This window comes from Lelliottia sp. RD5 (assembly GCF_056032945.1).
The window spans coordinates 1429188-1440854 of sequence record NZ_JBVYHQ010000001.1 but is presented as its reverse complement, the minus strand read 5'-3'; the positions used below and the strand labels follow the sequence as shown (position 1 = coordinate 1440854).

General features: G+C 52.0%; 12 protein-coding genes. All 12 read left to right on the top strand.

Features of this window, described 5'->3' with window-relative positions:
• The first annotated feature begins 9 nt into the window (after positions 1-9).
• The 12 genes from odhB (at position 10) to tolB (ending at position 11633) form a co-directional block, all read left to right on the top strand.
• On the top strand, positions 10-1239 hold the full coding sequence (odhB, locus tag AC0LWE_RS07225; protein ID WP_059178623.1) for a 2-oxoglutarate dehydrogenase complex dihydrolipoyllysine-residue succinyltransferase: 1230 nt from the start codon (positions 10-12) through the stop codon (positions 1237-1239).
• Between the two features lie 86 nt (positions 1240-1325).
• Positions 1326-2492, top strand: a complete 1167-nt coding sequence (gene sucC, locus AC0LWE_RS07220; protein WP_059178622.1) for an ADP-forming succinate--CoA ligase subunit beta — start codon at positions 1326-1328, stop codon at positions 2490-2492.
• Positions 2492-3361, top strand: a complete 870-nt coding sequence (gene sucD / locus AC0LWE_RS07215; RefSeq protein ID WP_012016629.1) for a succinate--CoA ligase subunit alpha — start codon at positions 2492-2494, stop codon at positions 3359-3361. Before sucC ends, sucD begins: the two co-directional genes overlap by 1 nt.
• Before the next feature lie 732 nt (positions 3362-4093).
• Complete coding sequence (gene cydA / locus AC0LWE_RS07210; RefSeq protein ID WP_059178621.1) at positions 4094-5662, top strand: cytochrome ubiquinol oxidase subunit I; 1569 nt, start codon at positions 4094-4096, stop codon at positions 5660-5662.
• A 15-nt stretch (positions 5663-5677) separates the two neighbouring features.
• The gene (gene cydB / locus AC0LWE_RS07205; protein WP_131487662.1) at positions 5678-6817 is read left to right on the top strand and encodes a cytochrome d ubiquinol oxidase subunit II; all 1140 of its coding nucleotides are present in this window, start codon (positions 5678-5680) and stop codon (positions 6815-6817) included.
• A gap of 14 nt (positions 6818-6831) precedes the next feature.
• On the top strand, positions 6832-6945 hold the full coding sequence (gene cydX / locus AC0LWE_RS07200; RefSeq protein ID WP_012016632.1) for a cytochrome bd-I oxidase subunit CydX: 114 nt from the start codon (positions 6832-6834) through the stop codon (positions 6943-6945).
• Positions 6945-7238: a cyd operon protein YbgE gene (ybgE, locus tag AC0LWE_RS07195; RefSeq protein ID WP_131487663.1), complete on the top strand. Its 294-nt coding sequence runs from the start codon at positions 6945-6947 to the stop codon at positions 7236-7238. Before cydX ends, ybgE begins: the two co-directional genes overlap by 1 nt.
• Before the next feature lie 148 nt (positions 7239-7386).
• On the top strand, positions 7387-7791 hold the full coding sequence (gene ybgC, locus AC0LWE_RS07190) for a tol-pal system-associated acyl-CoA thioesterase (RefSeq protein ID WP_012016634.1): 405 nt from the start codon (positions 7387-7389) through the stop codon (positions 7789-7791).
• The gene (tolQ, locus tag AC0LWE_RS07185; RefSeq protein ID WP_071818725.1) at positions 7788-8480 is read left to right on the top strand and encodes a Tol-Pal system protein TolQ; all 693 of its coding nucleotides are present in this window, start codon (positions 7788-7790) and stop codon (positions 8478-8480) included. The genes ybgC and tolQ overlap by 4 nt, the downstream gene beginning before the upstream one ends.
• 3 nt (positions 8481-8483) lie before the next feature.
• Positions 8484-8912, top strand: a complete 429-nt coding sequence (tolR, locus tag AC0LWE_RS07180; RefSeq protein ID WP_131487664.1) for a colicin uptake protein TolR — start codon at positions 8484-8486, stop codon at positions 8910-8912.
• Positions 8913-8940: 28 nt separating this feature from the next.
• Positions 8941-10209 (top strand): cell envelope integrity protein TolA, encoded by a 1269-nt coding sequence (tolA, locus tag AC0LWE_RS07175; protein WP_202694179.1) that lies wholly within the window; start codon positions 8941-8943, stop codon positions 10207-10209.
• A gap of 131 nt (positions 10210-10340) precedes the next feature.
• Positions 10341-11633, top strand: a complete 1293-nt coding sequence (tolB, locus tag AC0LWE_RS07170) for a Tol-Pal system beta propeller repeat protein TolB (protein WP_059178616.1) — start codon at positions 10341-10343, stop codon at positions 11631-11633.
• The last annotated feature ends 34 nt before the right edge of the window (positions 11634-11667 follow it).

The window sequence follows — 11667 nt, the reverse complement described above, 5'->3', positions numbered from 1 at the left end:
GGATACATAATGAGTAGCGTAGATATTCTTGTTCCCGACCTGCCTGAATCCGTGGCTGACGCAACGGTAGCGACCTGGCATAAAAAACCGGGCGATAGCGTTAAGCGCGATGAAGTGCTGGTAGAAATCGAAACTGACAAAGTGGTACTGGAAGTACCGGCATCGGCGGATGGCATTCTGGATGCAGTGCTGGAAGACGAAGGCACGACTGTCACGTCTCGCCAGATTCTGGGTCGCCTGCGCGAAGGCAATAGCGGTGGTAAAGAGTCCAGCGCCAAGTCTGAAAGCAAAGAGTCCACGCCGGCTCAGCGTCAGCAAGCCTCTCTGGAAGAGCAGAGCAACGATGCGCTTAGCCCAGCGATCCGTCGCCTGCTGAGTGAACATAACCTCGAAGCCAGCGCTATTAAAGGCACCGGTGTGGGTGGCCGTCTGACGCGTGAAGATGTTGAAAAACATCTGGCGAAAGCACCAGCCAAAGAAGAAGCCAAAGCCCCGGCCGCCGCGTCTGCGCCAGCTGCCGCACAGCCTGCTCTGGGTTCACGTAGCGAAAAACGCGTGCCGATGACGCGCCTGCGTAAGCGTGTGGCTGAGCGTCTGCTGGAAGCCAAAAACTCCACCGCGATGCTGACGACCTTCAACGAAGTCAACATGAAGCCGATCATGGATCTGCGCAAGCAGTACGGTGATGCGTTTGAAAAACGCCACGGTATCCGTCTGGGCTTTATGTCTTTCTATGTGAAAGCGGTTGTTGAAGCGCTGAAACGCTATCCGGAAGTCAACGCGTCTATCGACGGCGAAGACGTGGTGTATCACAACTATTTCGATGTGAGCATGGCCGTTTCTACGCCACGCGGCCTGGTGACCCCGGTTCTGCGCGATGTGGATACGCTGGGCATGGCTGACATTGAGAAACGCATCAAAGAGCTGGCCCTGAAAGGCCGTGACGGCAAGCTGACCGTTGAAGATCTGACCGGCGGTAACTTCACCATTACCAACGGCGGTGTATTCGGTTCACTGATGTCTACGCCAATTATCAACCCGCCGCAGAGCGCGATCCTGGGCATGCACGCCATTAAAGATCGTCCGATGGCGGTCGACGGTAAAGTAGAGATCCTGCCAATGATGTATCTGGCGCTCTCCTACGATCACCGTCTGATTGATGGCCGTGAGTCGGTTGGTTATCTGGTGGCGATTAAAGAGCTGCTGGAAGATCCAACGCGTCTTCTGCTGGACGTGTAGTTTTTGCAGTATTGCCCGGCAACACAGCGTTTGCCGGGCCTATAAAAAGCCTCACCTAACGATTACCTGAAGGATGGATAGAACACATGAACTTACATGAATATCAGGCCAAACAGCTGTTTGCCCGGTATGGCTTACCGGCTCCGGTGGGTTATGCTTGTAATACCCCACGCGAAGCAGAAGAAGCCGCATCTAAAATCGGTTCCGGCCCTTGGGTAGTTAAGTGTCAGGTTCACGCTGGCGGCCGCGGTAAAGCGGGCGGCGTGAAAGTGGTTAAGAGCAAAGAAGAGATTCGTGCTTTTGCTGAGCATTGGCTTGGCAAACGCCTGGTAACGTATCAAACAGATGCGGGCGGCCAGCCGGTCAACCAGATTCTGGTGGAAGCAGCGACTGATATCGCCAAAGAATTGTACCTCGGCGCAGTGGTAGACCGTAGCTCACGTCGCGTGGTGTTCATGGCGTCTACCGAAGGCGGCGTGGAAATCGAAAAAGTGGCGGAAGAAACGCCGCATCTGATCCACAAAGTGGCTATCGATCCGCTGGCAGGTCCAATGCCATATCAGGGTCGCGAGCTGGCGTTCAAACTGGGTCTGGAAGGCAAACTGGTTCAACAGTTCACCAAGATCTTCATGGGTCTGGCGAAGATTTTCCTCGAACGCGATCTGGCGCTGATCGAAATCAACCCGCTGGTTATTACCACGCAGGGCGATCTGATCTGCCTCGACGGCAAACTGGGCGCTGACGGCAACGCGTTGTTCCGCCAGTCTGACCTGCGCGAAATGCGCGATCAGTCTCAGGAAGACCCGCGTGAAGCGCAGGCTGCTCAGTGGGAACTGAACTACGTGGCGCTGGATGGCAACATCGGCTGCATGGTTAACGGTGCGGGCCTGGCAATGGGCACCATGGACATCGTTAAACTGCACGGCGGCGAGCCGGCAAACTTCCTCGACGTGGGCGGTGGTGCGACCAAAGAGCGCGTGACCGAAGCGTTCAAAATCATTCTTTCTGACGACAAAGTGAAAGCCGTTCTGGTGAACATCTTCGGCGGTATTGTGCGTTGCGACCTGATCGCTGACGGCATTATCGGTGCGGTCGAAGAAGTGGGCGTGAACGTCCCGGTTGTGGTGCGTCTGGAAGGGAACAACGCTGAACTCGGCGCGAAAAAACTGGCTGACAGTGGCCTGAATATTATTGCAGCGAAAAGTCTGACGGATGCAGCTCAGCAGGTTGTTGCCGCCGTGGAGGGGAAATAATGTCCGTTTTGATTGATAAGAATACTAAAGTTATCTGCCAGGGCTTCACCGGTAGCCAGGGGACTTTCCACTCCGAACAAGCGATTGCTTACGGTACGCAGATGGTTGGCGGCGTAACGCCAGGCAAAGGCGGCACCACGCATCTGGGCCTGCCGGTGTTTAACACCGTTCGCGAAGCCGTAGAAGCGACGGGCGCGACTGCGACCGTTATCTACGTTCCGGCTCCGTTCTGCAAAGATTCCATTCTGGAAGCGATCGACGCAGGCATTAAGCTGATTATCACCATCACCGAAGGCATCCCAACGCTGGATATGCTGACCGTGAAGGTGAAACTGGATGAAGCGGGCGTGCGCATGATTGGCCCGAACTGCCCAGGTGTTATCACCCCAGGCGAATGCAAAATCGGCATCATGCCGGGTCACATTCATAAGCCGGGCAAAGTGGGTATCGTTTCTCGCTCCGGTACGCTGACCTACGAAGCGGTTAAGCAGACCACAGATTACGGTTTCGGCCAGTCCACCTGTGTGGGCATCGGCGGTGACCCGATCCCTGGCTCTAACTTCATCGATATCCTGAAGCTGTTCCAGGAAGATCCGCAGACTGAAGCGATCGTGATGATTGGTGAGATCGGCGGTAGCGCAGAAGAAGAAGCGGCTGCGTATATCAAAGATCATGTGACTAAACCGGTTGTAGGTTATATCGCGGGCGTGACTGCGCCGAAAGGCAAACGTATGGGTCACGCGGGCGCTATCATCGCGGGCGGTAAAGGCACGGCGGATGAAAAATTCGCTGCGCTGGAAGCGGCTGGCGTGAAAACGGTTCGCAGCCTGGCGGATATCGGCGACGCGCTGAAAGCTATCATTAAGTAAATCCTCTCTGCTCTCCGGAAGGGGAGCTTTGACATAATAAATGTCCGTTTCGACATGGTTGGCCGCTGAAGAGCGGCCTTTTTTATTGGTCGCGTCGCAATTTAGTGCCAATAAATTATGTTAATTAACAAGTTAAGAAAGGTGAATTATTTGTTATTAAATTTTGATAAGGGAAAAAGAGGAAAAAGTCACGTCGCGTCACTAATATGAAAAGTTGTTTGTTTTAAAAAAAAGGACAATTTACAGAGTTAATAAAAATCACTTCTGTTTATATGAATTCTCGCAATTGATAACCTAAGCACTCGTCAAGCATACATATGATTAACATGGTCTTTACCATGATCACCTGACTTAAACACCTTTAACATTAAGCAATGACTTTGATTTAAATCAATGTTTAATTCTTGGAAAAAAGCCGCAAAAGGCGTTAAATTGTCCCCGATCAAATTGGCTGAAAAGTTGTAAATTCGCTATATATTGATCACCGTCGTAAAACGTAAATCTGATTCAATAAAAACCTGTTTATTGTAAGGGCTTTGCAGCGTATTATATTTACGGGATCAATTTGAGTTTTTAATTAACGTATTTGCAACCTTTCATCATGACTTTCTTCTTTCGATGAAGTGAGTGACGAAGTAAGGACGCAGATAATTTTGTATTGGGGCATGCGTGTGAACCGCTTTAGGGCGTGATTCACTCTCGGAGTCTTCATGCGATGAGCAAGGAGTCATGATGTTAGATATAGTCGAACTGTCGCGCTTACAGTTTGCCTTGACCGCGATGTACCACTTCCTGTTTGTGCCACTAACGCTCGGTATGGCGTTCTTGCTGGCCATTATGGAAACGGTCTACGTCCTCTCCGGCAAACAGATTTATAAAGATATGACCAAGTTCTGGGGCAAGTTGTTTGGTATCAACTTTGCGCTGGGCGTGGCAACCGGTTTGACCATGGAGTTCCAGTTCGGGACTAACTGGTCTTACTATTCTCACTATGTTGGGGATATCTTCGGTGCGCCGCTGGCCATTGAAGGTCTGATGGCCTTCTTCCTCGAATCCACCTTTGTAGGTCTGTTCTTCTTCGGTTGGGACCGTCTGGGCAAAGTCCAGCACATGGCCGTAACCTGGCTGGTGGCACTGGGTTCGAACCTGTCCGCACTGTGGATTCTGGTGGCGAACGGCTGGATGCAGAACCCTATCGCGTCTGATTTCAACTTCGAAACCATGCGTATGGAGATGGTCAGCTTCTCTGAGCTGGTGTTGAACCCGGTCGCACAGGTGAAATTCGTTCACACCGTAGCATCTGGCTATGTGTGCGGCGCGATGTTCGTTCTGGGTATCAGTGCCTACTATATGCTGCGCGGTCGTGACTTCGCTTTCGCCAAACGTTCTTTCGCCATTGCGGCGAGTTTCGGCATGGCGGCAATCCTCTCCGTTATTGTTCTGGGTGATGAATCCGGTTACGAAATGGGCGACGTACAGAAAACCAAACTGGCCGCTATCGAAGCAGAATGGGAAACCCAGCCGGCCCCGGCAGCCTTTACCCTGTTTGGTATTCCTGATCAGGATGCGCAGGAAAACCGCTTTGCTATCCAGATTCCTTACGCGCTGGGCATCATCGCAACCCGTTCGGTCGATAAGCAGGTGACTGGCCTGAAAGATCTGCTGGTGCAGCATGAAGAGCGTATCCGTAACGGGATGAAGGCTTACGCGCTGCTCGAACAGCTGCGTTCTGGTTCTACCGATCAGTCTGTTCGTGACCAGTTTAATGATGTGAAAAAAGACCTGGGTTACGGCCTGCTGTTGAAACGTTATACACCAAACGTTTCCGATGCGACCGAAGCGCAGATCCAACTGGCAACCAAAGACTCGATTCCTCGCGTTGCACCGCTGTACTTCGCCTTCCGTATCATGGTGGGCAGCGGCATCATTATGTTGCTGATTATTGGTGCGTCGTTCTGGTCCGTGATTCGTAACCGTATCGGTCAGAAAAAATGGCTGCTGCGCTCCGCGCTGTATGGTATGCCGCTGCCGTGGATTGCTATCGAATCAGGCTGGTTTGTTGCGGAGTATGGCCGTCAGCCATGGGCGATTGGTGAGGTACTGCCAACGGCAGTGGCGAACTCATCCCTTACAGCAGGCGATCTGATCTTCTCAATGCTGCTGATTTGTGGTCTGTACACCCTGTTCCTGGTGGCCGAACTGTTCCTGATGTTCAAGTTCGCACGCCTTGGCCCAAGCAGCCTGAAAACCGGTCGCTATCATTACGAACAGTCCACTGTGGCTACTCAGCCGGCACGCTAAGACAGGAGTCGTGAAATGATCGATTATGAAGTATTGCGTTTTATCTGGTGGCTGCTGGTCGGTATTTTACTGATTGGTTTTGCGGTCACTGACGGTTTCGATATGGGGGTGGGCATGCTCACCCGTTTCCTCGGTCGTAATGACACCGAGCGTCGAATCATGATCAACTCCATCGCTCCACATTGGGACGGTAACCAGGTGTGGCTGATCACCGCAGGCGGCGCGCTGTTTGCTGCCTGGCCGATGGTCTATGCTGCAGCGTTCTCTGGCTTCTATGTGGCGATGATTCTGGTGTTGGCGTCTTTGTTCTTCCGTCCGGTCGGTTTTGATTACCGCTCCAAGATTGAAGACACTCGCTGGCGCAACATGTGGGACTGGGGCATCTTCATCGGTAGCTTTGTGCCGCCGCTGGTGATTGGCGTGGCGTTTGGCAACCTGTTGCAGGGCGTACCGTTCCACCTCGACGAGTATATGCGTCTGTACTACACCGGTAACTTCTTCCAGTTGCTGAACCCGTTCGGCCTGCTGGCAGGCGTGGTCAGCGTGGGGATGATCATTACTCAGGGCGCAACCTATCTGCAGATGCGTACTGTGGGTGAGCTGCACCTGCGTTCACGTGCCACTGCACAGGTTGCTGCGCTGGTGACACTGGTTTGCTTCGCACTGGCTGGCGTTTGGGTTGTGTACGGTATTGATGGTTACGTGGTGACTTCTGCCATTAATCATGCGGCTCCGTCTAATCCGCTGACTAAAGAAGTGGCGCGCCAGGCAGGTGCATGGCTGGTGAACTTCAACACTATGCCAGCGCTGTGGGCTATCCCGGCTCTGGGTGTGTTGCTGCCGTTGCTGACAGTGCTGATGTCTCGTCTGGAAAAAGGGGCGTGGGCATTCGTGTTCTCTTCACTGACGCTGGCTTGCATCATCCTGACTGCGGGTATTGCGATGTTCCCATTCGTGATGCCATCCAGCACGATGCTTAATGCAAGCCTGACCATGTGGGATGCGACATCCAGCCAGCTGACGCTGAACTTGATGACCTATGTTGCAGGCGTGTTTGTACCGATTATTCTGCTGTACACCTCGTGGTGTTACTGGAAAATGTTCGGTCGAATCACGAAAGAACATATCGAAAGCAACACCCACTCTATGTACTAAGTAAGGAGCTGAATATGTGGTATTTCGCATGGATTTTAGGGACGCTTCTTGCCTGTGCATTTGGTGTCATCACTGCCCTGGCGCTTGAACATGTTGAAGCGTCTAAAGCGGGCGAAGAAAATCACTGATGATGAAAATTATCGCAATGCTTTATGCGGTAATGGACAAGCGCCCGTTAAGGGCGCTTTCCTTAGTGATGGCATTACTGCTGGCAGGCTGTATTTTCTGGGACCCTTCGCGCTTTGCAGCGAAAACAAGCGACCTGGAAATCTGGCATGGTTTACTCATTATGTGGGCGGTTTGCGCAGGCATCATTCACGGCGTGGGATTTCGTCCAAAAGCGGTACACTGGCAGGGGATTTTCTGCCCGTTGATCGCAGATGTGGTACTCCTTGCAGGATTGATCTTTTTCTTCAACTGAATAAGAACTGTCCGTTAATCTTATGGGCTTACCTGAGCCCATAAAAATTTACTCTCCGTTTACTTTCCCCCATTCCAAACCATCATTGCCGCGCGTATAGTAGCGAAGTTTGAAAGCTCCAACTTTTGTTGCATTACCGGGATGTAAAGTGAATACAACGCTGTTTCGATGGCCGGTTCGGGTCTATTACGAAGATACTGATGCCGGGGGTGTGGTTTACCACGCCAGCTACGTTGCTTTCTATGAACGAGCACGCACTGAGATGCTGCGCCATCATCATTTTAGTCAGCAGGTTTTGTTGGCTGAACGTGTTGCTTTCGTGGTACGCAAGATGACGCTGGAGTATTTTGCACCCGCCAGACTCGACGATATGCTCGAAGTCCAAACGGAAATAACATCTATGCGCGGAACCTCAATGGTTTTCACGCAACGGATCGTCAATGCAGAGAACACAGTGCTGAACGAAGCAGAAGTACTGATTGTTTGTGTTGATCCACTCATTATGAAGCCTCGTGCGCTTCCTAAGTCTATTGTCGCGGAGTTTAAGCAGTGACTGACATGAATATCCTTGATTTGTTCCTGAAGGCTAGCCTTCTGGTTAAACTTATCATGTTGATTTTGATTGGTTTTTCAATCGCATCCTGGGCCATCATCATTCAGAGAACCCGTATCCTCAACGCGGCCAGCCGTGAAGCTGAAGCCTTTGAAGATAAGTTCTGGTCTGGTATTGAGCTTTCTCGCTTGTATCAGGAAAGCCAAGGGCGTCGCGAAAATCTTTCAGGCTCCGAACAAATTTTTTATAGCGGTTTCAAAGAGTTCGCTCGTCTCCATCGTGCGAATAATCATGCACCGGAAGCCGTTGTCGAAGGCGCTTCGCGCGCGATGCGCATTTCCATGAACCGTGAGCTGGAAACGCTTGAAAACCATATTCCGTTCCTCGGCACGGTCGGTTCTATCAGCCCGTATATCGGCCTGTTTGGGACCGTGTGGGGGATTATGCATGCCTTTATCGCGCTGGGCGCGGTGAAGCAGGCAACGCTGCAAATGGTTGCACCGGGTATCGCAGAAGCACTGATCGCGACCGCAATTGGTCTGTTTGCCGCTATTCCTGCAGTTATGGCTTATAACCGACTGAACCAGCGCGTGAACAAACTTGAGTTGAACTACGACAACTTCATGGAAGAGTTCACTGCGATTCTGCACCGTCAGGCGTTTACCAGCACCGAGAGTAACAAGGGGTAAACCATGGCCAGATCGCGTGGACGAGGTCGTCGCGAACTCAAGTCCGAAATCAATATTGTACCGTTGCTGGACGTACTGCTGGTGTTGCTGCTGATTTTCATGGCGACAGCGCCCATTATCACCCAGAGCGTGGAAGTTGATCTGCCGGATGCAACAGAATCGCAGGCGGTCAGCTCCAATGACAATCCACCGGTGATCATTGAGGTTTCCGGCGTAGGGCAATACAGCGTAGTGGTCGAAAAAGATCGTATGGATCAGCTTCCACCAGAGCAGGTTATCGCTGAAGCGCAACGTCGTCTCGAAGCCGATCCAAAAACGGTCTTCCTGATCGGCGGCGCGAAAGACGTGCCTTACGATGAAATAATTAAAGCGCTGAACTTGCTTCATAGCGCGGGTGTTAAGTCGGTTGGCTTGATGACGCAACCTATTTGATCATCTGCACAGTTTTTGGGAACCGATAGTGTCAAAGGCAACCGAACAAAACGACAAGCTTAAGCGAGCGATAATTATCTCGGCAGTGCTGCACGTCATTTTATTTGCAGCGCTGATCTGGAGTTCGTTCGATGAGCATATAGATGCAGCAGCTGGCGGTGGCGGTGGATCGTCCATCGACGCCGTCATGGTAGATCCTGGTGCGGTAGTGCAAAACTATAACCGTGAGCAACAGCAACAGGCGAGTGCGAAACGTGCTGAAGAGCAGCGTGACAAACAGGCGCAACAGCAAGCCGAAGAACTGCGTGAAAAGCAGGCGGCGGAGCAAGAGCGCCTGAAACAGCTCGAGAAAGAACGTTTGCAAGCGCAAGAAGCGGCAAAAGAGCAGGCGGATCAGCAAAAACAAGCTGAAGACGCGGCGAAGAAAGCACAACAGCAGCAGAAGCAAGCTGAAGAGGCGGCCGCCAAAGCCGCAGCGGATGCAAAAGCGAAAGCAGATGCTCAGGCAAAAGTAGCCGCTGACGCAGCGAAGAAAGCTGCCGCCGATGCGCAAAAACAAGCCGAAGCGGAAGCCGCTAAAAAAGCAGCTGCTGATGCTCAGAAAAAAGCTGAGGCAGAAGCGGCTAAGAAAGCGGCTGCCGATGCTCAGAAGAAAGCAGAAGCCGAAGCGGCCAAGAAGGCTGCTCAGGAAGCCGAGAAAAAAGCCACTGCTGATGCGGCTAAGAAAGCTGCAGCAGCAGAGAAAGCCGCCGCAGAAAAAGCGGCTGCTGCTGAGAAGGCTGCCGCTGATAAAAAAGCGGCTGCTGCAGAAAAAGCTGCCGCAGATAAGAAAGCGGCTGCCGATAAAGCCGCTGCAGCCAAAGCCGCCGCAGCCAAAAAAGCCGCAGCAGATAAAGCCTCTGCGTCAGATGTTGACGACCTTTTCGGTGATTTAAGCTCAGGTAAGAATGCACCGAAAACGGGCGGTGGGGCGAAAGGAAACAATGCGTCACCAGCAGGAAGTGGTAACACTAAGAATAACGGTGCTTCTGGTGCTGAAATCAGTGGTTATGCCGGGCAGATAAAATCTGCTATTGAAAGTCGATTTTATGATGCCTCATCTTACGCCGGTAAAACGTGTACTTTGCGTATAAAACTGGCGCCAGATGGTATGTTGCTCGATATTCAGTCCGAAGGGGGCGATCCAGCCTTGTGTACAGCAGCTCTTGCTGCGGCGCGCCAGGCGAAAATGCCAAAACCACCTTCGCAGGCGGTTTACGAAGTCTTTAAAAATGCACCGTTGGACTTCAAACCTTAAGTCATTTTTTCTGTGCAAAGTTGAAAAAATAGGCCAGGTTTAGTCGCAGGGTGTCGGTAGTTTTGTTTATTTGAGTTTGTTAACATTCTGCTAATTATCGTGGGTAATGTTACTCAGATAAGGGAGATATAATGAAGCAGGCATTACGTGTAGCTGTGAGTTTCTTTATGCTGTGGGCAGCTGTGCTGCACGCAGAAGTACGTATTGAGATCACCCAAGGGGTGGACTCGGCACGTCCGATTGGTGTTGTTCCATTCCAGTGGGCAGGACCTGGCGCTGCGCCGGAAGATGTTGGTGGTATTGTTTCCGCTGACCTTCGCAACAGCGGCAAATTCAACCCATTGGATCGTTCTCGTCTGCCACAACAGCCGGGTACGGCTCAGGAAGTTCAACCAGCCGCCTGGTCTGCGCTGGGTATCGATGCAGTGGTTGTGGGTCAGGTGACTCCGAATCCAGACGGTGGCTATACCGTAGCCTATCAGTTGGTTGATACCGGTGGTGCGCCAGGTACAGTGTTGGCTCAGAACACTTATAAAGTGAACAAGCAATGGCTGCGCTATGCGGGTCACACTGCAAGTGATGAAGTGTTCGAGAAACTGACCGGTATTAAAGGCGCTTTCCGTACTCGTATCGCTTATGTGGTTCAGACCAACGGCGGTCAGTTCCCGTACGAGCTTCGCGTTTCTGACTACGACGGTTACAACCAGTTCACCGTGCATCGCTCTCCGCAACCGCTGATGTCACCGGCCTGGACTCCAGACGGTTCTAAACTGGCGTACGTGACTTTCGAAAGTGGACGCTCCGCACTGGTTATCCAGACGCTGTCCAATGGCGCTGTCCGTCAGGTCGCTTCGTTCCCGCGTCACAACGGTGCTCCAGCATTCTCTCCGGACGGCTCCAAGCTGGCGTTTGCCTTGTCTAAAACAGGCAGCCTGAATCTTTATGTCATGGACGTGGGTTCTGGTCAGATTCGTCAGGTGACCGATGGTCGCAGCAACAACACTGAGCCAACCTGGTTCCCGGACAGCCAGAATCTGGCGTTTACGTCTGACCAGGCAGGTCGTCCACAGGTTTACAAAGTTAACGTCAATGGCGGTACACCGCAGCGCATCACCTGGGAAGGTTCACAGAACCAGGATGCTGATGTCAGCAGCGACGGTAAAACGATGGTAATGGTGAGTTCAGCTGGTGGTCAGCAGCACATTGCCAAACAAGATCTGGTGACGGGAGGCGTACAAGTATTGTCGTCAACGTTCCTGGACGAAACGCCAAGTCTGGCACCTAACGGCACGATGGTAATCTACAGCTCTTCTCAGGGGATGGGATCCGTGTTGAATCTGGTTTCTACAGATGGGCGTTTCAAAGCGCGTCTTCCGGCAACTGATGGACAGGTAAAATCACCTGCCTGGTCGCCGTATCTCTAAATAATAATTAATTGATTACTAAAGGAATCTTAGA